Genomic DNA, 20,242 nt, shown 5'->3' with positions numbered 1-20,242 from the left:
GCGGCACCATCGATTACAGCATAGGCATCTCTCATGGCACTGATTCCAACCACCATCCTCACCGGTTTCCTGGGCGCCGGCAAAACCACCTTGCTCAACCGCATACTGCAGGAAGACCATGGCATGCGCATCGCCGTGATCGAGAACGAGTTTGGGCAGGAAAACATCGACAATGAAATCCTGGTGCAGGATAGCAACGAGCACATCATCGAGATGAATAACGGCTGCATCTGCTGCACCGTGCGCGGCGACCTGATCGTGGGCTTGACGGAACTGGCGCGCAAGCGCGACGCCGGCTTGCTGGCATTCGACCGCGTCGTCATCGAAACAACGGGCCTGGCCAATCCCGGCCCCGTGGCGCAAACCTTCTTTGTCGACGAAGAAGTAGGCAGCCACTACATGCTCGACGCCATCATCACGGTGGTCGATGCCCGCCATGCGATGAAACAACTCGATGAATATGAGGAAGCCCAGCGGCAAGTGGGCTTTGCCGACAAGCTGCTGCTGTCGAAAACCGACCTCGTCAGTGAAGACGACGTGGCCACGCTGACGCGCCGTTTGAAGCGCATCAATCCGCGCGCGCCCATCGCCAAGGTCGATTTCGGCCGCGCGCCGCTGGCCGAAGTGCTCGACATCCGCGGTTTCAACCTGAACGAAAAGCTGGAACTGGACCCGGATTTCCTGGCTACCGAAAGCGAGCACGTGCATGATCACGATCATGCGCACGAGCACGCAGATAAGCACGCAGAGGAGCACGAGCACAAGCATGTGCACGAGCACAGCGACGCCTGCGCCACCGATTGCGGCCATGCAGACCACCACCATGCGCAGCACAGCGACGATATCGCCGCCTTTGTTTTCAAAAGCACGCAACCGTTCGACAGCGCCAAGCTCGACGAGTTCCTCGGCGGCCTGGTGCAAGTGTATGGCCCGCGCATGTTGCGCTACAAGGGCGTGCTGCTGATGCAGGGCGCCGAACGCAAAGTCGTCTTCCAGGGCGTGCACCAGCTGATGGGCAGCGACCTGGGTGCCAAATGGGGCGAAAACGAAGTGCGCGGCAGCAAAATGGTGTTTATTGGCAAGAATCTCCCAAAAGACATTTTTATTCGCGGACTCGAACAATGTTTGGTATAAACTAGCCGGGTTTTGCAAAATATCCGTTGCAAAGCAGAAACAAAAGGGAAAGTTAAGCACGCTTTCCCACTGTCCGACACCCGTCTTGCTGGTATAAACCAACAAGTAGCCGTCTCTGATCGGCTAGGCAACAAATCGGGATGGCAATATAAGGCAAAGCGTGCCAAAATCAGCGACGAAAACGGCCCATGTCGTTCGCCTGTCATAAAATGCTGGCAAACTGCCGCTGGCCGCATGCCAGGCATGCAAGCGATCCACCCAACACGCCCGTTGTCGCGCGCATAGCGCGACTGGCATAGAGCGGTAAAAAGTTATCAACATGGCACCATAGCCTGCCGGTAGTCCTGGCTTTCGCCGGCAAGCCAAGGTCGCACGCAGTACAGCGGGACAGCAATGCCAAGCGGAACCTGTACAGTTGCTCGGTATCGCCGCATCAACTGATCAATTTGAAAACTCTGTCGTATCGAAGGTAAGCGAAGTTATGACCAAAACTAATAAATCGACCCCGGCCGCCAGCCAAGACATCCCTCTCATCAGCGAAGACCAAATTCGCGCCATGAGCGAAGATGACTACATGAATCCGGCACAACTGGCATTCTTCAAGGCACGCCTGCAGCAGCTCGAAAAAGACCTGCTGAAAAACGCCGGCGAAACCACGGAACACTTGCGTGAAACCGTGCTGGTCCCGGACCCTGCCGACCGCGCCACCATCGAGGAAGAGCATGCGCTGGAACTGCGCACGCGCGACCGCGAGCGCAAATTGCTGAAGAAAGTGCAGCAATCGATCGCCAGCATCGACGCCGGCGACTATGGCTGGTGCGAAGAAACGGGCGAGCCTATCGGCATCCCGCGCCTGATCGCCCGTCCGACCGCCACCCTGTCGCTGGAAGCCCAGCAACGGCGCGAACTGAAACAAAAGCTGTACGGCGATTGATCGCCCTTCCCCTTGCGCGGCCGCCCTGGCGGCTGCGTGGCAGTAGCAAAAAAAGCACACAACCTGCGTTGCGTGCTTTTTTTTCGCCCTGCGCCGACTACACTGAAGCAGGCACTGCCGCTTGCAATTGCCTTTTCCATCCCCACTTTTGAGCCATGGGCGCGCAGGCACATGACGCTGCACGCATCGGCACGAATCTTTTGAGGTCACTATGGAACAATTTCACGGCACCACCATCCTCTGCGTACGGCGCGGCAAGCAAGTCGCCCTGGGCGGCGACGGCCAGGTCACGCTGGGCAACATCGTCATGAAGGGCACGGCCCGCAAAGTGCGTAAGTTGTATCAGGGCAAAGTCCTGGTCGGCTTTGCCGGCGGCACGGCCGACGCTTTTACCCTGCTCGACCGTTTTGAAGGCAAGCTGGAAAAGCACCAGGGCAATTTGCTGCGCGCCTCCGTCGAACTGGCCAAGGACTGGCGCACCGACCGCGTGCTGCGCCGCCTGGAAGCGATGCTGCTGGTGGCCGACAGCGAATCGACCCTGGTCATCACGGGCAATGGCGACGTGCTGGAACCGGAAGACGGCATCGGCGCCATCGGCTCGGGCGGCACCTATGCCCAGTCCGCCGCCAAGGCGCTGCAGGAAAACACGGACTTGTCGCCGGCCGAAGTGGTCAAGAAATCGCTGACCATCGCCGCCGAGCTGTGCATTTACACGAATATGTCGCACATCATCGAGACCTTGGACTAAGCGTCCCCGAGCAAAGAATGGAAAGCCAACTATGATCATGAACATGACCCCGGCGGAAATCGTCACCGAACTCGACAAACACGTGGTGGGCCAGGCCAAGGCCAAGCGCGCCGTCGCCATCGCCTTGCGCAACCGTTGGCGCCGCCAGCAGGTGGCCGAGCCCCTGCGCCATGAAATCACGCCCAAGAACATCCTCATGATCGGCCCCACGGGCGTCGGCAAGACGGAAATCGCACGCCGCCTGGCCAAGCTGGCCGAGGCGCCATTTATTAAAATCGAAGCGACCAAGTTCACCGAAGTGGGCTATGTGGGCCGCGACGTCGACACCATCATCCGCGACCTGATCGACATCGGCATCAAGCAGACGCGCGCGCTGGAAATGAAGAAAGTGCGCGCACGCGCCGAAGATGCGGCCGAAGACCGCGTCATCGATATCCTCGTGCCGCCGGCACGCGACTTCGGCTTCACGCCGAATACGCCTGCGGCCGTGGACAGCGGCAGCGGCAGCGGCGACAGCACGCGCCAGACCTTCCGCAAGCGCTTGCGCCAGGGCGAGCTCGATGACAAGGAAATCGAGATCGAGCTGGCCGAGGCGGGCCCGCAGATGGAAATCATGGCGCCGCCGGGCATGGAAGAAATGACGGAGCAGATCAAGTCCATGTTCTCGGGCGTGGGCGGGCAGCGCAAGAAGGCGCGCAAGGTCAAGATCCGCGAAGCATTGAAACTGCTGGTCGAGGAAGAGGCGGCCAAGCTGCTCAACGAAGATGAGCTGAAACAGAAGGCCATCCAGAACGTCGAGCAGAACGGCATCGTCTTCCTCGATGAGATCGACAAGATCGCCTCGCGTTCGGAGTCCGGCGGCGCCGACGTCTCGCGCGCCGGCGTGCAGCGCGACCTGCTGCCGCTGGTCGAAGGCACGACCGTCAACACCAAGTACGGCATGATACGCACGGACCACATCCTGTTCATCGCTTCGGGCGCCTTCCACCTGGCTAAGCCGTCGGACCTGATCCCGGAACTGCAGGGGCGTTTCCCGATTCGCGTGGAACTGGAGTCGCTGTCGATTTCGGACTTCGAGCGCATTTTGACCAGCACCGACGCCTGCCTGACGATGCAGTACGAAGCCTTGCTGGCGACGGAAAACCTGACCTTGCAATTCGCCCCGGAAGGCATCACGCGCCTGGCGGAAATCGCCTATGCAGTCAACGAGCGCACGGAAAATATCGGCGCGCGCCGTCTGCACACGGTGATGGAAAAACTGCTGGAAGAAGTGTCGTTTACGGCCAGCGAAGGCAGCAGCACGACGGAAAACCTGCTGGTGATCGATGCCGCGTACGTGAATGAACGCCTGGAAGCGCTGTCGGTCAACGAGGATCTGTCGCGCTACGTGCTGTAATCAGGGAGGGGAAAACCGATGGCAAACAAGGCATTGGCGACGCGGCAGAAAATGCAGTTCCGCGTCGAACCCTCGCAAAAACCGCGCAATCCGGTCGCCACCGCCGCCTTGCAGCGCGCCGCTGGCGCGCACGTGAAAACCGTCTCAAGCCAGCGCCAGCAGGAAAAACGCCTGCTGGCGAAATTGCTGCTGAAGGTAGAAACGGATAAATAAGCCGCCCGCGGACACCCCCATCGGGGCGTCCGCCATCAGGCCACTCTCTGCCGCAGCAGCATCCCCTTAGAAGCGGTAGGACGCGCCCAGCGAAAACATGTCGACCTTGGTCGTTTGCTTGTCGTTGTACTTGACGGGCACGCGGTCCCAGTCAAGGTGCAGCGACCAGTTCTGGTTCAGCGCATATGCGGTGCCGATGCCGTAGATCAGGCCAGCCTTGTTCTTCTTGGCCGAACCGCCGCCCAGATAATCAACCTTGCCCTGCGTGTAGGCCACGCCGGCGCGCCCGCTCAGGGTGAAGGCATCGAACTGGTAGCCGAGCACGCCCTGCACGCCGAGGCCGGAGAATTTGCCGCGACCGGCAACCTTGCCGGCGCCCGTGTCGAAGCCGGACTTGACCTCACCGCCTGTGTACCCCACCAGTTCAACCGAAGGCAGGGCCACGCCGCCCTGAAACGGCAGCGCGTCGAAACTGTAACCCAGGTAGGCCTTGCCATTGCGCTTGCTGCTTTTGTCGCAGTCGGCTTGTCCTGGCAGGCAATCGAGGCCGCTATTGGCGCGAAAGCCATAGCTGGCGCCCGCATAGATGGGGCCCGGTGCAGGCTCGGCAGCGGTGGCATGCAGGGGGGCGATGGTGGCCAGCGCCAGCAGCGCTGCGGGAAAACGGAAAGATGGGAACATGGATAACCTCTACAAGTGGATGGATTGCCTGGTTGTAGCGCGCTGCGCGAGCCACAAGCGGGAGTGTCATCGCTTTTGCCGAAAAGTACTATCACCTTGTGCAAAGTGTCATTAAGGGCTACATTCGGTACCGTCATCCGCCACCAAACTTGTAAAAAAGGATATCTCGTGAGTTCACCTGAACTGGTTTTGCGCGTGCTGCGCACCCAATTGCGTGCCGCCGGCATCACGTACAAGGTATTGGCCGAGCGCATCGCCATGAGCGAATCGAGCGTCAAGCGCATGTTTGGCCAGCACGACATGTCGCTGTCGCGCCTGGCCCTGATCTGCAAGGCCTCGGGCATCGCCATGGAAGATGTGCTGCGCGGCGCGGCCGACATCACGCCGCATGCCGATACGCTCACCCTGGTGCAGGAAAAGTCGCTGGTGGCGCATCCGCGCCTGCTGCTGGTGGCGATCTGCTGCCTCGGTCACTGGAGCCTGGAGCAGGTGGTGGAAACGTATGCGCTGACGCAGGCCGAATGCATCGGCTGCCTGGCCGAGCTGGACCGCCTGGGCTTGATCGAACTCAAGCCGCTGAACCGCTACAGCCTGCGCGTCTCGAACGCCTTCCACTGGCTGGCCGACGGCCCGGTGCAGCAGTACTTCCGCGAACACGTGGTGGCCGATTATTTCAGCGGCCACTTTGACGGCGCCGGCGAAACCCTGATGTGCATTCCGGCGCGCCTGTCGCTGTCGAGCGCGCAAGAACTGGTGCAAAAAATCCGCCAGCTGGCCGAGGAACTGGCGCGGCTGCACCAGAACGACCGGCGCCTCGCGCCCGCCGAGCGCGATGGCTTTACCCTGCTGCTGGGATTTCGCTCATGGGAATTTGCCGCCTTCACGGCCCTGCGCCGCAGCACGGCCCCCGCCGGCTACCAAACGGGCCCCAGGAACAGATAGAAGGTGCTCTCGCCGCCCTTCGATGCGCCCGAGGCCACGTACACGGGGCCGAAACGCGTATCGACGGAGATGAAGGCGCTGCTGGCCTGCGTGAACTTGCTGGCTTTCCAGCGCTCGCTCTGATCGAAGCCGCCGCCCATTTCCAGCGAAAAACCGGCCCGCACGACGCCGCCCAGGGTGCTCGGCAAGGAACCGATGCGGCGCGCCATCACGAAGCGCGCGAAGGCGATACTGCGTCCTCTCACCGAGTCAAATTCCGTGCCGGACAAGCGCAGGAAACCACCGAGATTGAGCGGCGCTTCGTCACGCTGTGAGCGCGCCCATTCGCCATACACGTGACCGGCCCAGTTGCCGCGGCCAAAGGCCTTCAACCCCGTTATGGACGATTGGCCCAGGGCCGCCTCGCCCGCCCCCGTCGTCGTATCGCGCGCCCAGGTGGCCTCAAGCAGGACGCCGCGCGTGGGAAAGCCCGGCGAATCGAGCGTATCGGCGCGGAATCGCACGAACTGCGTGGTACCCAGCGCGCGCGACTCCGGCTGCGTAGGGTCGGCCGGAATCGCCAGCTTGCCCTTGACTTCCGTACGAGAGACGCCGAACTGCAGATCGCCCCAGGTACCGAACTGGCGCCCCAGCACCAGTGCAGCTGTCTGGCCGTTATACGCCAGGCGGGCGCTGCGCCGGCCATTGTCAAACAAATCCATCGCCGACGAAGTGTATTGCAACTGCGGCGCGATATACCACGGGTTGCCGGCGCCCAGCGGCTGCCAGAACTGCACGCCATAGCCGCGCGTATTACCGATCTGCGCCGTGCTGCGCAACTCGCCGCCCCAGCTGTTCAGGTTCGAGCGCGCATGCAGCAGCTTCAGGGCGAAATTATTGCTGTCCCTGAAATCGCTGGCCAGTTCCAGGCCCACGCGCAAGCGGTTGCTGGCCCACGGCGCTTCGACCGCCTTGATGCTGACGGCGCGCTGGTCGCCGGAATCGACCACGTCCGTCTCCACGCGCGCCACGTCGCCGCGGCCATACAGCCTGGCCGCCGCCTTGAGCACATCTTCCTGGCTGACCGCCTGCCCTTCCACCAGGCCCGATTGCACCTGCAGGATGCGCGGATTGATATCGCCTTCGCTCTCCACGGCCAGGCGCGTGAGCGGCAGGGCCACGTCCAGCAAGGCCGGCGCCGCCAAGCGCAGCTGCTCGCGCGCCGCGTACTGTTCCGGTGGCAGGGCCAGCGGCGCCAGGCGGGCGGCCAGCGCCTGCGCCGCCTGTTCGCCGGCGCGCATGGCGCGCGCATAGTTTTCGAAGTCGAGGAAACTGACGCCCGTCAGATCCGGCGCCACCAGGATATCCTGCGGACGCAATTCCTTGAGCGAGCGCTGCACGTTCTGCTCCGTGAGGATCTGCAGCATCTGCTGCGCCACGCCGATGGCGCTGCCCAGGTCTTTTTCCGGCGCCAGCGGCGTGCCCACGTTGACGGCGATGATGATGTCGGCACCCATGGCGCGCGCCATGTCGACGGGCAGGTTGCGCACCAGGCCCCCGTCCACGACCAGGCGGTTATTCACGCGCACGGGGGCAAACACGCCAGGCACGGCCAGCGAGGCGCGCATCGACAGGAACAGCGGCGTGTCGACCAGCTCCACCAGCTCGCCATTGACCAGGTCGGACGCCACCGAGCGGAAGGGCAGCGGCAGCTGGCTGGCGGGGCGGTCGCGCATGCCGGCCGGCAGCAGCCGGTTCAGCGCCATTTCCAGCGCCGCATTGCTGGCCGCAGCCGGCGGCGTGGAAATGCCGTTGCGGCTGATGCCAAACTCGATGCGCGACGGCAGCAATAAATCTTCCTCGCGGCGGCGGAACGCCAGTTCGTCGCGCGGCGGCCGGTCGGCCACCACGCGCGCCCAGTTGGTCTCGCGCGCCATCTTTTCCAGGTCCGCCACGGAAGCGCCGGCCGCATACGCGCCGCCCACCACGCCACCCATGCTGGTGCCGACCACCATGTCGATCGGCACATGCAGCTCCTGCAGCACTTTCAATACGCCGATATGCGCGAGACCACGCGCGCCACCGCCCGACAGCACCAGAGCGATGCGCGGGCGCGCCGCTACGGGCGCAGGAACGGCCAGGGCGGGAGCGGAGGTAGCGGTGGTGGCGGGAACGTCAGCGGCGGCGCCAGCTTGCGGCAAGGCGCACAGCGCCGCCACGCAGCCTGCTGCCAGGACGGCACGGATCGAAAACATGATGACTCCTGTCGCGATGGCGGCACGGCGCCATCAGCATGATGGTAATGGGGTGGTTCCGAAAATCAGCTCAATTCGACGGCGGCGTGCTGGTGGTGCTCACCTGCGGCGGCGGCGGCATCATGGTTGCCGGACGCTGCTGCTCCATCGGCAGCGGCGGCGGTACCAGATTCGTTGCTGGCACAGGGCTGGCAGACACTGGCCCCGGCAAGGCCAGCGCCTTGTCGTCGGCCACCAGGTCGATGCGCTTGCTCACGCCGCCATCGCGCAGCAGCACATGGCGCGCATGCACTTCCAGCACCGTCACGCCGGGCACCACCTCGGCGCCTTCGGGCAGGGCCACGGACGGCTTGCCGTCAGTCGCGATGATGGCCACGCTGCCGCGGCCATTGCCGGCGGCAACCACGCCCTTGAGCTGGTAGTTGCTGGCCGTGGCCACGCTGACCTGGCCGCCGAACAGCGAAGCGCCCGCCTCCACGCTGGCATCCTGCACCACCGGCACGGCGGGTGGATTGATGGGGCGCTGCGGCGCCTTGAACAGCTGCATGGCCCAGTAGGCCAGCGACACGGACAGCGCCACGACGGCGAGCAAACTTGTAAATTGAGGCAAACGCTTCATGGCTTCCTTGAGTTTCTTATCTGACGAGCTGATTGATTTCGATAATCGGCATCAGCACGGCCAGCACGATCAGCAGCACCACCACGCCCATGGCCAGGATCAGGGCCGGTTCCAGCAGGCCCGCGATGGTCAGGGTGCGGCGTTCCAGGTCCTGCTCCTGCGCACTGGCGGCACGTTCCAGCATGGCCGGCAGCTCGCCCGTGATTTCGCCCGCGCGTATCATGTGGATCAGCATGGGCGGAAAATGCTTTTGCGCCGACAGCGCGCGCGCCAGGCTGACGCCCTCGCGCACGGCGCCGCTGGCTTCTTCCACCAGTTCCTGCATCGCCACATTGGTCAAGGTATCGCGGCTGGTGTCGAGTGCGCGCAGGATCGGCACGCCGGAGCCCGTGGTGATGGCCAGGGTGCTGGCGAAACGCGCCGTATTCAGGCTGCGCTCGAACTTGCCGTACAAAGGCGCCGTCAGCAGCCAGGTATGCCAGCGCCGCTTCAAGGCCGGCTGCTGCAGCGCGCGGCGCCAGGCGAACCAGGCGCCAATCAGGACGATGCCCACCACGATGCCATAGTGGCGCACGAAGTCCGACAGCGCCAGCATGATCACCGTCAGCAGCGGCAGCTTCTGCTTGGTATTGGCGAATACCGAAACGATCTGCGGCACCACGTAGGTAAGCAGGAAGATCACGATGGAAAACGCCACCACCGTGACGATGGCCGGATAGGTAAACGCCAGCTTGACCTTCTGCACCAGCGCGTTGCGCCGTTCGATGTAGTCGGCCAGGCGCGACAGCACGCGCGACAAATGGCCGATCTGCTCGCCCGAGGCCACCAGCGCCCGATAAATTTCCGCGAAATCGCGCGGATGGCGTGCCAGCACGTCGGAAAACGCGGCGCCGCCGATCACTTCCGAACGGATCGAAGCGATCAGGTCGCGCAGATACGGCCGCTCGGCCTGTTCCAGCAGCGCGGAAAACGCCTGCTCCAGCGGCAGGCCCGCTTCCAGCAGGCTGGCCAGCTGGCGCGTAAACAGGGCCAGCTCGGTGCTGGACAGGCGCTCGCCGAAGCCGCGCCGCTTGGTGACGCCGGCGGCATCGACCTGCGCGGCGATCGGCTCGACGGCCAGCGGCACCAGGCCTTGCACGCGCAGTTCGGCGCGCGCGGAGCGGGGACTGTCGGCATTGAGCACGCCTTTGCGGGTGGCGCCCTGGGCGTCGACGGCTTCATAACGGAATGCGGGCATGGTGGCGGGCCTAGTCTTTGGTCACGCGCAGCAATTCAGCCTGCGTGGTGGTGCCGTCGCGCAGCCAGCGTTCGCCGTCGTCGCGCATGCTCGTCATGCCGTCCTGCAGGGCAACGGCGCGCACTTCCGCTTCCGAAGCGCGGTTGTGGATCTGCGCGCGGATCTGCTCCGTCGTGCGCAGCAGCTCGTACACACCCACGCGGCCCTGGTAGCCCGTCTGGCCGCACTGCTCGCAGCCGACCGCCTGCCAGTATTGCCCGTCGAAGGTCTTGCAGGAACCGCACAATTTGCGCACCAGCCGCTGCGCCAGCACACCGAGCAAGGACGACGACAGCAGGAACGGCTCGATGCCCATGTCCAGCAAGCGCGTGACGGCTGCCGAGGCGTCGTTCGTGTGCAGGGTCGCCAGCACCAGATGGCCCGTCAAGGATGCCTGCACGGCGATCTGCGCCGTTTCCAGGTCGCGGATCTCGCCGATCATGATCACGTCAGGGTCTTGCCGCAGAATCGCCCGCAGCGCCTTGGCAAAGGTCATGTCGATGCGCGGATTGACCTGCGTCTGGCCCACACCGGCCAGGTCGTACTCGATCGGATCTTCCACCGTCAGGATGTTCGTGGTGGTGGCGTTGAGCATCGACAGCGCCGCGTACAGGGTCGTCGTCTTGCCCGAACCGGTGGGACCGGTGACGAGCACGATGCCGTGCGGCTGCGTGATCAGGCCGTCGAACTGTTTCAACATGGGCGCGCTCATGCCCAGGTGCGGCAGGTCGAGGCGGCCCGCTTCCTTGTCCAGCAAGCGCAACACGGCCCGTTCGCCATGCCCGGTGGGCAAGGTCGAGACGCGCACGTCGACGGGCTTGCCGCCCACGCGCAGGGTGATGCGGCCGTCCTGCGGCAAGCGTTTTTCGGCGATGTCGAGCTGCGCCATGATCTTGATGCGCGAAATGAGCGAACCGTGAATGGCTTTGCGCGGGCGCACCACATCGCGCAGGCTGCCATCGATGCGGAAGCGCACGACGGACGTCTGCTCGAACGGCTCGATGTGGATGTCGGACGCGCCTTCGCGCAGCGCCTGCGTGAGCAGCGCGTTGATCATGCGGATGACGGGCGCGTCGTCGGACGACTCGAGCAAATCCTCGATAGCCGGCACGTCTTGCAGCAGCTTGGTCAAATCCAGGTCGGCATCGAATTCATCGGCCATCTGCGAGGCGTCGCCGCCGCCGCCCGCGTAGGCACTGGCAATGGCCGTATCGAGTTCGCCGCGTGGCAGCACCGTCAACTGGATCTGGCCGAAACGGCGCGATACTTCGGCAATGGCCGCCGGCGCCGTGGATGCGGCCACCAGCACTTCGACCGGGGCGCCATCGACCGCGCCGGGCCGGGCCAGCAAGCCGAAATCGCGCGCGTAGGCGTAGGGAAGCAGATTGCTCATAGCTGTCCCATCACTTCTGTGGCTGTTGCTGCTGCTGGTATTGCTGCAGCAGCGGCTGCGGCGGCGTGGCCGCGTTGGCCGGCGCGCCTGGCGGCGGCGTCGGCGCCGGCGGCACGGGACGCGTCACCATGTTGCCGCCCACCGGCTGGCCATCCTGCAGGGCCGGCAGCACAGGCGTACCCAGGTCTTTCAGCATCAGGTTGCCCGTGGCCGGCACGGCGGCCGTCTCGGCCGAGCGCATGTAGTCGTAGCGGTCGGCCGCCAGGCTGCCGCTCTGCTCCTTGTTGCGCACGATGACGGGGCGCAGGAAGATCATCAGATTGGTTTTCTTGCGCTCGCGCGTCTGGTACTTGAACAGGTTGCCGATCAGGGGAATGTCGCCCAGGCCGCGCACTTTCTCCGCGTTGTCGCCCGTGGTGTCCTCGATCAGGCCACCCAACACGATGATCTGACCATCGTCGGCCAGCACATTGTTTTCGATCACGCGGTTGTTGATGGTGATGCCGCTGACGGCCGACGCGGTGGATTTGTCCACGCTCGACGTCTCGTGATAGATACCCAGCTTGATCGTGCCGCCCTCGGAAATCTGCGGGCGCACCTTCAGGGTCAGGCCCACTTCCTTGCGGTCGATGGTCTGGAACGGGTTCGTATTGGTGCCGGCCGTGCTGGTGTACTGGCCCGTCAGGATAGGCACGTTCTGGCCCACCTTGATGGTCGCCAGTTCATTGTCCAGGGTGATCAGGTTCGGCGTCGACAGGATATTCGCATTGCCGTCCGATTCCAGCGCATGCGCCACGGCGCCCAGACCCAGCGCGCCGTTGATCTGCTTGAAGATGCCCAGGGTCAGGCCGCCCGTCGGCAAGACCTTGCCGCCGCCCGTGGCGATGGCGCCGATGTTGTTGGTGGTGCCGCCGGCGAACGACTGCAAGGCGCCCACGCGGTAGTTGCTGGTGCTGTCGCCCGACAGCCCCAGCCACTGCACGCCGAATTCGGACGCCTTGGCCGACGTCACTTCGACGATCAGCGCCTCGATGTAGACCTGAGCGCGGCGCACGTCGAGCTGGTCGATCACGGCGCGCAGGTTGCGGTAGACGGCTTCGTTGCAGGTCAAAATCAGCGTATTCGTCGACGCATCGGCCTGGATGAAACCGGCCGCGCCGCCGGACGACAGCTGCTGCGGCGCGTTGTTCAGCGAAGCGCCGCCCGTGCTGCCGCTTTGCGTATTGCCGCCCAGGCCAGTGCTGTTCATGCCGCTGTTGTTCTGGCCGATCTGGTTGTTCGTGTTCTGGTTGCCGACGCCCTGCTGCGCCGTGGCGGCCGTGCCGTCCGACGTCACCACCGAGCGCAAGGTCTGCGCCAGCTTGGTGGCGTCCGCATTTTTGAGGTACACCACGTGCACATTGCCCAGCTGCGTGGTGGGCTGGTCCAGCTTCGAGATCAGCGACTTGGCCAGGTTGGCGCGCGCCGCCGACGGCGCGCGCAGCACCAGCGAATTGGTGCGCGGGTCGGCCAGCACGGAGACCTTGCCAGCGTCGGCCCCTGCGGCGGCCCCCGCATTCCCGCCTTCCATCAGTTTATTCACCATCGAGGCCAGGTCGGACGCGATGGCATAGCGCACGGGGATCACGTCCAGGTCCGTCGAGGCGGGCACGTCGAGCGCGGCGATGATCTTCGCCAGGCGCTTGAGGTTATCCGCGTAATCGGTGATCACCAGCGAGTTGTTGCCCGGATTGGCGTTGATCGTGTTGTTCGGCGAAATCAGCGGGCGCAGCACGGCCAGCAGGTTGGCCGACGATTCGTAGTTCAGGTAAAACACCTGGGTAGCGATCTGGTCGCCCTTCACCTGGCTGGCGCCGTTGCCCACCTGGGTCGGCACGGATTGCAGCTTGGCGTCCGCTTCCGGCACCACTTTCGCGTAGCCGTCGCCGGAGACCACCGCATAGCCCTGCAGGCGCAGCGCGGAGGCCAGCAGCCCGAAGGCCTGAGTTTTGCTGATCGATTTTTCCGACACCAGCGTGATCGTGCCCTTGACGCGCGGGTCGATGACGAAATTGATGTTGGTGTAATGGCCCACGGCCTTGATCACCGACTCGATGTCGGCGCCGACGAAATTGAGCGCCGCTTCATCGCCGGGTGCGGCCCAGGCGGATGCCGGCATGCCGGCCACGGAACAGCACAGCAAGGCGGCGGCCGACAGGCGGCGCAGCGAAAAGGAGAAAGTATGGGGGCTCACGGATGGTTTTTTCATTGTCTGAACTCTAAGGCGATGATGTTTTTTTCGCTATTGCTACGGCGCTGTCCCAGCAAATTCAACAAACTCGCCAAGGTCTCTTCATATCCTGCTGCGGCCTGGGCCTGGCCGGAAAACTGCATGCGCCCCTGTTGCAGGCTGCCGCTGCCGTCGAGCAGCAGCGGTCCCTTGATGGAGCGCAAGGTCAACGTCGCCTGCTGCCCCTGCCAATCGAAATCGAGCTCGTAGCTGCCCAGCGGACGCAAGGACGACAGGCGCGACGCCATGTCCGTCATCTGCAAGGTGGTGCGGCCGACGGCGGAAAACTGCCGCTGCTCCAGCGCCAGCTGCAAGGTGCTCCACGACAGGCGCATGCTGCCCGTCGGCGCCACGGTATTGAGCGGTGCACCGAGGCCGCCCAGGCCATCGGCCGGCAGCAGCAGGGCCGCCGGGCTGACCTGCCAGTGCGACCACGAACCGCGCAGGTTCACCGGCTGCGACAGCGCCTGCGGGTTTTGCAGTTCCACGTCCGCCGATCCCCACAGCACCGAGGGCGAAATGCGCCAGCTGAAACGCCCCGGCAGCAGCGGCGTCACGGCGCCATTCGCGCTGGCCGCCCCGCCGATAAAGGCCGAGCCGCGCCACAGGGTACCTTGCGCATCGCCCAAGGTCAAACGTCCGCCCGTCTGCTTTTCCACGATGCCGGCGACCCAGCCGGCCGGGAAAAATACCAGTAGGGTGACGCAGACGCTGACGATGATGGCCAGCAGCCAGCCAAGCAAGCGCCTCATCGTGCCGCGACCGGGCTCTGGTGCAGGGTCAGGCTGGCGTCGACCAGCCCCGCCTTGCCCTGCGCCGTGATCTTCGCGTCCTGCACCGCCACGCGGCCTTCGCGGCGCAAGCCGTCCAGCCACAGCATGACACTGGCAAACGGCACGCCGTTCAGCTGCACGCGCGCGTATTCGCCCGTCAGCGACAGCGACTGTGGCGCCAGGCCGCGCGCTTTCAGCGACGCGTCAATACTGTCACGGCTCATGGGAGCGACCTGCACGGGCGCCTGGCGCGCCAGTTCGCCCGCCTCGCGTGCCAGCGCCTGCAGCTGGGCCGCGTTCTGGCGCAGCTCGGGCAAGCTCTTTTGCAAGGCGATGCGGCCCGTCCAGGCCGGCTCGAAAAACACCGCGTAGACAAGGGCCAGCCCCGCCACCACACCGCCGATGGTCAAGAGCTTGCGCTCCTGCTGCGTGCGCTCGGCCCAGAAGGCCTGCACATTTTGCCGTTGTCCCGCCAGCGCGGCGCGCGCCTGGTTGACTGCTGCACTCATGCTTTTGCTCCCGTGGCCGGCGTGATCTTCCACACGCCCGGCGCCGTTTCATTCAAGGCCAGCTTGCGCGCGGCCAGGCCGTCGCGCACCTGCGCCTGGGCGCTGGCATCGACCATATCCGGTTTCAATGTGACGATCAAGCTGCGCTCGCGGTATTCCAGCGAGGCCACCACGCCGCGCCCGGCCAGCCCGCCCAGCGCCTCGCCCAGCGCCGCGCTCATGCTGGTGAAATCATCCATGCTCGCTTGCCCGCTTTGCAGGCGGGCGGCAGCGATATTGCGCCGCATCTGCTCCGCTTCCAGGCCATACACCGGCGCTTCATTCGGATACGCGGCCTTGAAGGTTTGCTGCATCGAGGTGCGCACGGTGGCGGCCTCGCGCTTCAAGCGCATCCATTCGATATTCATGCCGGCCAGGTTGACGATCACGGCCAGCAGCGCCAGGCGCAGCGGCCAACGCCAGCGGCGCCATTCGGTGGCCGATCCCGTGGCCGTGCCCAGCGCGGGCGCCAGGTCCAGCCCAGCGCCCTTGGCGCCGGCGATCCAGTGCGCCCAATGGTCGCTCTCCAGCGTCACGCCGTCCATGCCGGCAGCGAGCTGCTGATACTGTGCCAGCTCGGCCTGCGCCACGTAGACCGTCAGGGGCACGTCGCCGGCAAACGCACGCGTCGTCAGCAGCGCCTGCTGCGGCTGGGCCGGCAAGACCAGGCCCAAACCCTCTTGCGGCGCCTGGCGCAAGGCCAGTTCCAGGCCGTCGCCGGCCGCCTGCAAGGATGCCGTCACGCTACCCGGCTGCAAGGGCAGGCATAGCTGCGACGGCAGCAGCGCCACCTTGCGCGCCCCCTGCACCAGCAAAGCTTGCATCAGTACCGCGGCCCAGGCGCGCTGCGCCACGGCGACCGTGCGCATGCCGGCAGCATCGGGCGCACCGGCGGCCAGCAGGCAATCCTGAGTGTCACCGAGGATATGTTCTTCCACCAGGCCCGGCAAGGCCGCGCGCAGGCGGGCGCCGGCCAGCGGCGGGGTTTTCAGGCGCAGCAGGGTCACGTCGGCCGCCGCCAGCAGCAAGACCACCTGCTTCGCGCCGGCAATCAGCTGCCCCAGGCTGCCCAGCGGCGCGCTGCCCTGCTGCAACAGGGCGCCACCGTCGCCGGCCAGCACGAAGGAGCAGGCAGGCGCGCTGTCGGTGGACGCCCTGGCCGGGTGACGGATATACAATATTGTCAAAGTGACTCGCTTTCAGGGGTTAATTTTCCCGCAACCAGACCAGGCTGGTGGTGCGCTGCGGATCCGTTTTTCGATTGACAAGCGCCACGGCATCGAGGGCGGCGCGATCCAGCCGCACGCGGATGACGGTGAGGAAGTAGCTGCTCTTCACGTCGACTTCCACGGTAGCAATCAGTTCGGCATTAATATTATTCTGGAAATTTGACTTATCGACAAACTTTTTGCGCGGATTGCTCAAGGTCAGGGCGCTGGCCTCGGACAAGGACATCATCGTCACGGCCGCCAGCACCGCAGCCGGCGCCGTATTCACGTTGACCGCCGTGAGTTCCGGCAAGATGATGACGAAATCGCGCAACTGCTCGATCATCTGCGGCGTGTAGCCGGGCACGGCCAGCAAATCTTCGATCTGCGTGAACGCCACCGGCTCGCTGCTGCCGTCCGATGGGGGCGCAGCGGCGGGCGTCTTGCCATCGCTGCCGCTGTCCATGGCGCGCAGTTTCGGCTTCGCGCGCAGCACGGCATCAGCCGTCGCCTGCGCCAGGCCGCTATCGAGCCGCAGGTTCGACAGCAAACGCTGGTAAGCCAGCACCTGCTTCGGATTGATGCCGCCCGTGGCGGCGACCAGGTTGGTAATATTAAACCGCGCCTGCGCATCGAGCGCGCGGCCCGAGACGGTGGCGTCAAATTTTTCCGTGTCGACCTTTTCGCGGTCGACGTAATCATCGAGCCGCGCTTCCTCGATGGGCGTGGCCCACACGCCGTCCAGCGCAGTCAGCGAGGGATTATCCTGGCGCAGCCAGAAGCGGGCGAAGTCGACCATGCCGCGCATGGCCCACTGCGTCTGCAGGCGCAGGCGCTGGTTTTCCATCGAGCGCACCTGCACTTGCTGCTGCCAGAACAGGCTGGTGACGACGGTAATGGCCAGCGCCGTCAGCAGCAGGGCCGTGATGACGGCCACGCCGCGCTGGCGGCCGGGGCGAATAAACGGCTTCATCCCGGCCCCAACAAGAAGACTTTGGACAGGCCCGCGTCCTGGCCCGGCATTTGCAAGGTCACTTCCAGGCCGACAAAATCCTCTGTTTTTGTACCGGCAAGCATGCTGATCCACTCAGGATTCGGCGTATTTTGGCGCTTTTGACCGCGCATGACCATGCTGTCGACGCCATGCATCAGGGCCACGTCGGCGTTGGATGTATCGGTATCGTCGCGCGCCGCCTGCCACAGGGTGTCGAGCACGGCCAGGTCGCGCGTGCCGTTCGACTCGCGCCGCGTCAGCACGCCGCCGCGTAGACGGTAAGTGACCACTTGCAACTGTTGCGGCTCCTGTTCCGATGCGGCCAGGCGCACCAGGGTCAGGCGGTCATTTTCCGCCGACAGGTTCAGGCGGCCATTCAGCAGGCTGTTGTTCAGCCCGGCGCCGGCCAGGTGGTCGCAATCGCTCTGCATCTGGGCAAACGCCAGCTGCATGCCGCGCGCCTGCTCCAGCTGGCTGGTCAGCACTTCACGCGAACGCATGATGCTGTCCAGGCCGCGCCAGCCCAGCACGGCGACCATGGCCAGGATGCCGATCGCCACGAGCAGCTCGATCAAGGTGAAACCCGCGACGGAAACAGTGCGGCGCGCCATCAGTCGTTAAAGGAAAGTAACACCAAGCGCACGATGCGCCGGGCCGGGTATTGCACGTCGTACACATTCACGCGCACTTGCCGGATGCGGGGATTCGGCGTGGCCACCACTTCCTCCTCGCAGATCAGTTTTAAATCGCCCTGCGGGCAGTCGACCGTGCGCTTGCCCGTCTGCGGGAAGGTTTTCGCCAGGCGCAGGCGCACCAGGTGGTTTTCCGCCGACCAGGTGGCCATCATGGCGCTGCGCAAGCCGTCGCTGTTCTGCGTCAGGCTGCCGACGGCGCGCAGCGAGGCGCCCAGGGCCGTGCCGACGATGACCAGGGCCACCAGGACTTCCAGCAAAGTAAAACCCCACTGCGAGCCGCGCTGGCGGCGTGATCGGGAGAGGCCCATCATTGCTCGACCGTGAAATGGCCGATGCCGTCGGCGCGGATGGCCACGCTGCGCTCGCCGCTGGCCAGGGTCAGCACGAAAGGCTTGTCGACCGGTTCGCGGCCGAAGATGATGCGCAGCGGCTGGGCCACGCTGTTCGACGGCTGCACGCTGAGCAGCATGGGCGTGTTGGCAAACGCGCGTTCGCGCAGCAAATCGTCCTGCGTCACGGGTTGCCACAGCTTTTCATTGAGGACCAGGAAACGGTATTGATTTTCGTCCGCCTCGAACGCCACTTGCCGGCTGCGCACGATGGCTTCATCGCGCGCCAGCTGCAGCAGCAGGGCGATGCGCTCGGCTTCCTTTTGCAGCGCTTGCTGGCCATTCGGCATGGCGTTCAGCGACACCAGGCCCAGGGTCACCCCGATGATGACCATCACCACCAGCAATTCGATCAGCGTGAAGCCGCGCTGGCGCAGACCGGTGGTCATGGCAGGCATGCAATGAAAAACTTACAGTTCCCAGGAGCCGATATCGGCATCGTCGCCGCTACCGCCAGGCTGGCCGTCGGCACCCAGCGAAATCAGGTCGACTTCGCCTTTCACGCCCGGTGACAGGAACTGGTATGGGTTGCCCCAAGGATCCTTCGGCATCTTTTCCAGGTAGCCGCCGGCTTTCCAGCCATTCGCGGCCGGTCCCGTGGTCGGTTTTTCGATCAGCGCATGCAAGCCCTGCTCGGTGGTCGGGTAGCGCTGGTTATCCAGGCGATACAGTTTCAAGGCTTGCATCACGGTGGCGATGTCGACTTTCGCCGCCGCCACTTTCGACTCGCCCGTGCGGGCGATCAGCTTGGGCACCACCAGCGAAGCGAGGATGCCCATGATCACCACCACGACCATGATTTCGATCAAAGTGAAGCCGCGCGCGCGGCGCTGGCGTATCGGATGGTTTGCTGCGTTTTGCATAAGAAAGAGAGAAGAAGGTGAGTAATGAGTGCAGAGTATAAAGCGGAAATATGACAAAGCCTGTCATATGGGGAAAAATTTGTGCGGGGCTATTCAGAGCGGCAAGACCACTACACCGCAAACGGCGCAGCCGGGGTCGCGCGCGACGCGCATGCTGCTCCATTCCATGTGCAAACCGTCGAGCAGCAGCAGGCGCCCGGCCAGCGATTCCCCCACGCCCATGATGAGTTTCAGCGCTTCGGCCGCCTGCATGGCGCCCACCACGCCCACCAGCGGCGCGAACACGCCCATGCTCGAGCACGCCTCGTCCGTGAACTGCTGCTCTTGCGGAAACAGGCAGGAATAACAGGGTTGCGTGCCCGTGCGCGGGTCAAACACGCTCACTTGCCCATCGAAACGGATCACGGCGCCCGACACCAGCGGCACCTTGCCCGCCACGCAGGCGCGGTTGACGGCGTGGCGCGTGGCGAAGTTGTCGGTGCAGTCGAGCACCACCGTGGCGGACAAGACCAGTTCAGCCAGGCGCGCGCCGTCGAGGCGCTCTTGCAAGGCGACGATGTCGATTTCGGGATTGATGCCGGTCAAGGTTTCGCGCGCCGACAGCACTTTCGGCTGGCCCACGCGGGCCGTGGTGTGGGCGATCTGGCGCTGCAGATTGGTCAGGTCGACCGTATCGTCATCGACCAGGGTCAGCTTGCCGACGCCGCTGGCGGCCAGATACATGGCGGCCGGCGAGCCGAGTCCGCCCGCGCCGATCACCAGCACATGCGCATCGAGCAAGGCTTGCTGGCCTTCAATGCCGATCTGATCAAGCAGGATATGGCGCGAATAGCGCAGCAGTTGATTGTCGTTCATGGTTTTACGTCTACTGCAAACCCAGATCAAACCCTGGGGTCGGACCCTCAGGGTCCGACCCCGGCACTTGCATTGGGT

Annotated in this window: 21 protein-coding genes; 6 read left to right on the top strand and 15 right to left on the bottom strand. The window is 64.5% G+C overall.

Going from position 1 to position 20,242, the window contains the following annotated elements; genetic code table 11:
• The first annotated feature begins 33 nt into the window (after nt 1–33).
• From ACP7EG_RS09315 to ACP7EG_RS09295, 5 genes are all read left to right on the top strand, one after another.
• Nucleotides 34–1,134, top strand: a complete 1,101-nt coding sequence (locus ACP7EG_RS09315; RefSeq protein ID WP_426087403.1) for a CobW family GTP-binding protein — start codon at nt 34–36, stop codon at nt 1,132–1,134.
• 481 nt (nt 1,135–1,615) lie between these two features.
• Entirely contained in the window at nt 1,616–2,068 is a 453-nt protein-coding gene (gene dksA / locus ACP7EG_RS09310) for an RNA polymerase-binding protein DksA (RefSeq protein WP_071079830.1), read from the top strand.
• Between the two features lie 211 nt (nt 2,069–2,279).
• Nucleotides 2,280–2,816 carry an ATP-dependent protease subunit HslV gene (gene hslV / locus ACP7EG_RS09305; protein ID WP_010394217.1) on the top strand — a complete coding sequence of 179 codons (537 nt, stop codon included), beginning with the start codon at nt 2,280–2,282 and terminating at the stop codon, nt 2,814–2,816.
• 37 nt (nt 2,817–2,853) lie between these two features.
• Nucleotides 2,854–4,212: an ATP-dependent protease ATPase subunit HslU gene (gene hslU, locus ACP7EG_RS09300; protein WP_426087402.1), complete on the top strand. Its 1,359-nt coding sequence runs from the start codon at nt 2,854–2,856 to the stop codon at nt 4,210–4,212.
• Nucleotides 4,213–4,230: 18 nt separating this feature from the next.
• Nucleotides 4,231–4,425, top strand: a complete 195-nt coding sequence (locus tag ACP7EG_RS09295; RefSeq protein WP_426087401.1) for a hypothetical protein — start codon at nt 4,231–4,233, stop codon at nt 4,423–4,425.
• A 66-nt stretch (nt 4,426–4,491) separates the two neighbouring features.
• On the opposite strand, the gene ACP7EG_RS09290 is transcribed toward ACP7EG_RS09295, so the two are convergent.
• Entirely contained in the window at nt 4,492–5,106 is a 615-nt protein-coding gene (locus tag ACP7EG_RS09290; RefSeq protein WP_426087400.1) for an outer membrane protein, read from the bottom strand.
• Nucleotides 5,107–5,274: 168 nt separating this feature from the next.
• On the opposite strand from ACP7EG_RS09290, the gene ACP7EG_RS09285 reads away from it, so the two are divergent.
• Nucleotides 5,275–6,048 carry a helix-turn-helix domain-containing protein gene (locus ACP7EG_RS09285; protein WP_071079832.1) on the top strand — a complete coding sequence of 258 codons (774 nt, stop codon included), beginning with the start codon at nt 5,275–5,277 and terminating at the stop codon, nt 6,046–6,048.
• Here ACP7EG_RS09285 and ACP7EG_RS09280 read toward each other — a convergent pair.
• From ACP7EG_RS09280 to ACP7EG_RS09215, 14 genes are all read right to left on the bottom strand, one after another.
• Complete coding sequence (locus ACP7EG_RS09280; protein ID WP_426087399.1) at nt 6,021–8,282, bottom strand: patatin-like phospholipase family protein; 2,262 nt, start codon at nt 8,280–8,282, stop codon at nt 6,021–6,023. The two genes, ACP7EG_RS09285 and ACP7EG_RS09280, sit on opposite strands and share 28 nt — an antisense overlap.
• Before the next feature lie 70 nt (nt 8,283–8,352).
• A complete protein-coding gene (locus ACP7EG_RS09275) occupies nt 8,353–8,901 on the bottom strand; it encodes a type II secretion system protein N (RefSeq protein WP_426087398.1) in 549 nt (182 codons plus the stop codon).
• 16 nt (nt 8,902–8,917) lie between these two features.
• Nucleotides 8,918–10,138 (bottom strand): type II secretion system inner membrane protein GspF, encoded by a 1,221-nt coding sequence (gene gspF / locus ACP7EG_RS09270; protein WP_426087397.1) that lies wholly within the window; start codon nt 10,136–10,138, stop codon nt 8,918–8,920.
• A gap of 10 nt (nt 10,139–10,148) precedes the next feature.
• Complete coding sequence (gspE, locus tag ACP7EG_RS09265; protein ID WP_426087396.1) at nt 10,149–11,570, bottom strand: type II secretion system ATPase GspE; 1,422 nt, start codon at nt 11,568–11,570, stop codon at nt 10,149–10,151.
• Nucleotides 11,571–11,580: 10 nt separating this feature from the next.
• Entirely contained in the window at nt 11,581–13,818 is a 2,238-nt protein-coding gene (gspD, locus tag ACP7EG_RS09260) for a type II secretion system secretin GspD (RefSeq protein WP_426087395.1), read from the bottom strand.
• Nucleotides 13,815–14,591 carry a type II secretion system protein N gene (locus ACP7EG_RS09255; protein WP_099760994.1) on the bottom strand — a complete coding sequence of 259 codons (777 nt, stop codon included), beginning with the start codon at nt 14,589–14,591 and terminating at the stop codon, nt 13,815–13,817. The genes gspD and ACP7EG_RS09255 overlap by 4 nt, the downstream gene beginning before the upstream one ends.
• The gene (gene gspM, locus ACP7EG_RS09250) at nt 14,588–15,121 is read right to left on the bottom strand and encodes a type II secretion system protein GspM (protein ID WP_426087394.1); all 534 of its coding nucleotides are present in this window, start codon (nt 15,119–15,121) and stop codon (nt 14,588–14,590) included. Before gspM ends, ACP7EG_RS09255 begins: the two co-directional genes overlap by 4 nt.
• Nucleotides 15,118–16,347, bottom strand: coding sequence for a type II secretion system protein GspL (gene gspL / locus ACP7EG_RS09245; protein WP_426087393.1), 1,230 nt, complete (start codon nt 16,345–16,347; stop codon nt 15,118–15,120). Before gspL ends, gspM begins: the two co-directional genes overlap by 4 nt.
• A 19-nt stretch (nt 16,348–16,366) precedes the next feature.
• Complete coding sequence (gspK, locus tag ACP7EG_RS09240) at nt 16,367–17,341, bottom strand: type II secretion system minor pseudopilin GspK (RefSeq protein ID WP_426087392.1); 975 nt, start codon at nt 17,339–17,341, stop codon at nt 16,367–16,369.
• Nucleotides 17,338–17,973, bottom strand: a complete 636-nt coding sequence (locus ACP7EG_RS09235) for a PulJ/GspJ family protein (RefSeq protein WP_096233280.1) — start codon at nt 17,971–17,973, stop codon at nt 17,338–17,340. The genes gspK and ACP7EG_RS09235 overlap by 4 nt, the downstream gene beginning before the upstream one ends.
• Nucleotides 17,973–18,368 (bottom strand): type II secretion system minor pseudopilin GspI, encoded by a 396-nt coding sequence (gene gspI, locus ACP7EG_RS09230; RefSeq protein WP_426087391.1) that lies wholly within the window; start codon nt 18,366–18,368, stop codon nt 17,973–17,975. Before gspI ends, ACP7EG_RS09235 begins: the two co-directional genes overlap by 1 nt.
• On the bottom strand, nt 18,365–18,844 hold the full coding sequence (gene gspH, locus ACP7EG_RS09225; RefSeq protein ID WP_096233276.1) for a type II secretion system minor pseudopilin GspH: 480 nt from the start codon (nt 18,842–18,844) through the stop codon (nt 18,365–18,367). Before gspH ends, gspI begins: the two co-directional genes overlap by 4 nt.
• 12 nt (nt 18,845–18,856) lie before the next feature.
• A complete protein-coding gene (gspG, locus tag ACP7EG_RS09220) occupies nt 18,857–19,309 on the bottom strand; it encodes a type II secretion system major pseudopilin GspG (protein WP_426087390.1) in 453 nt (150 codons plus the stop codon).
• A 93-nt stretch (nt 19,310–19,402) separates the two neighbouring features.
• Complete coding sequence (locus ACP7EG_RS09215) at nt 19,403–20,164, bottom strand: HesA/MoeB/ThiF family protein (RefSeq protein WP_426087389.1); 762 nt, start codon at nt 20,162–20,164, stop codon at nt 19,403–19,405.
• Between the last annotated feature and the right edge of the window lie 78 nt (nt 20,165–20,242).

Source organism: Janthinobacterium sp. PSPC1-1 (genome assembly GCF_049897625.1).
GTDB classification, from domain to species: Bacteria; Pseudomonadota; Gammaproteobacteria; order Burkholderiales; family Burkholderiaceae_D; genus Janthinobacterium; species Janthinobacterium tructae.
This window is presented reverse-complemented; position numbering and strand designations above follow the sequence as displayed.

Coding starts and splice junctions, on each gene's coding strand:
- gspM (WP_426087394.1), bottom strand. CDS start 15,121: ATGAGTGCAGCAGTCAACCAGGCGCGCGCCGCGCTGGCGGGACAACGG.
- ACP7EG_RS09295 (WP_426087401.1), top strand. CDS start 4,231: ATGGCAAACAAGGCATTGGCGACGCGGCAGAAAATGCAGTTCCGCGTC.
- ACP7EG_RS09275 (WP_426087398.1), bottom strand. CDS start 8,901: ATGAAGCGTTTGCCTCAATTTACAAGTTTGCTCGCCGTCGTGGCGCTG.
- gspD (WP_426087395.1), bottom strand. CDS start 13,818: ATGAAAAAACCATCCGTGAGCCCCCATACTTTCTCCTTTTCGCTGCGC.
- ACP7EG_RS09235 (WP_096233280.1), bottom strand. CDS start 17,973: ATGGCGCGCCGCACTGTTTCCGTCGCGGGTTTCACCTTGATCGAGCTG.
- hslU (WP_426087402.1), top strand. CDS start 2,854: ATGAACATGACCCCGGCGGAAATCGTCACCGAACTCGACAAACACGTG.
- ACP7EG_RS09215 (WP_426087389.1), bottom strand. CDS start 20,164: ATGAACGACAATCAACTGCTGCGCTATTCGCGCCATATCCTGCTTGAT.
- gspI (WP_426087391.1), bottom strand. CDS start 18,368: ATGATGGGCCTCTCCCGATCACGCCGCCAGCGCGGCTCGCAGTGGGGT.
- hslV (WP_010394217.1), top strand. CDS start 2,280: ATGGAACAATTTCACGGCACCACCATCCTCTGCGTACGGCGCGGCAAG.
- ACP7EG_RS09290 (WP_426087400.1), bottom strand. CDS start 5,106: ATGTTCCCATCTTTCCGTTTTCCCGCAGCGCTGCTGGCGCTGGCCACC.
- ACP7EG_RS09280 (WP_426087399.1), bottom strand. CDS start 8,282: ATGTTTTCGATCCGTGCCGTCCTGGCAGCAGGCTGCGTGGCGGCGCTG.
- ACP7EG_RS09255 (WP_099760994.1), bottom strand. CDS start 14,591: ATGAGGCGCTTGCTTGGCTGGCTGCTGGCCATCATCGTCAGCGTCTGC.
- gspE (WP_426087396.1), bottom strand. CDS start 11,570: ATGAGCAATCTGCTTCCCTACGCCTACGCGCGCGATTTCGGCTTGCTG.
- ACP7EG_RS09315 (WP_426087403.1), top strand. CDS start 34: ATGGCACTGATTCCAACCACCATCCTCACCGGTTTCCTGGGCGCCGGC.
- dksA (WP_071079830.1), top strand. CDS start 1,616: ATGACCAAAACTAATAAATCGACCCCGGCCGCCAGCCAAGACATCCCT.
- gspH (WP_096233276.1), bottom strand. CDS start 18,844: ATGCCTGCCATGACCACCGGTCTGCGCCAGCGCGGCTTCACGCTGATC.
- gspF (WP_426087397.1), bottom strand. CDS start 10,138: ATGCCCGCATTCCGTTATGAAGCCGTCGACGCCCAGGGCGCCACCCGC.
- gspG (WP_426087390.1), bottom strand. CDS start 19,309: ATGCAAAACGCAGCAAACCATCCGATACGCCAGCGCCGCGCGCGCGGC.
- gspK (WP_426087392.1), bottom strand. CDS start 17,341: ATGAAGCCGTTTATTCGCCCCGGCCGCCAGCGCGGCGTGGCCGTCATC.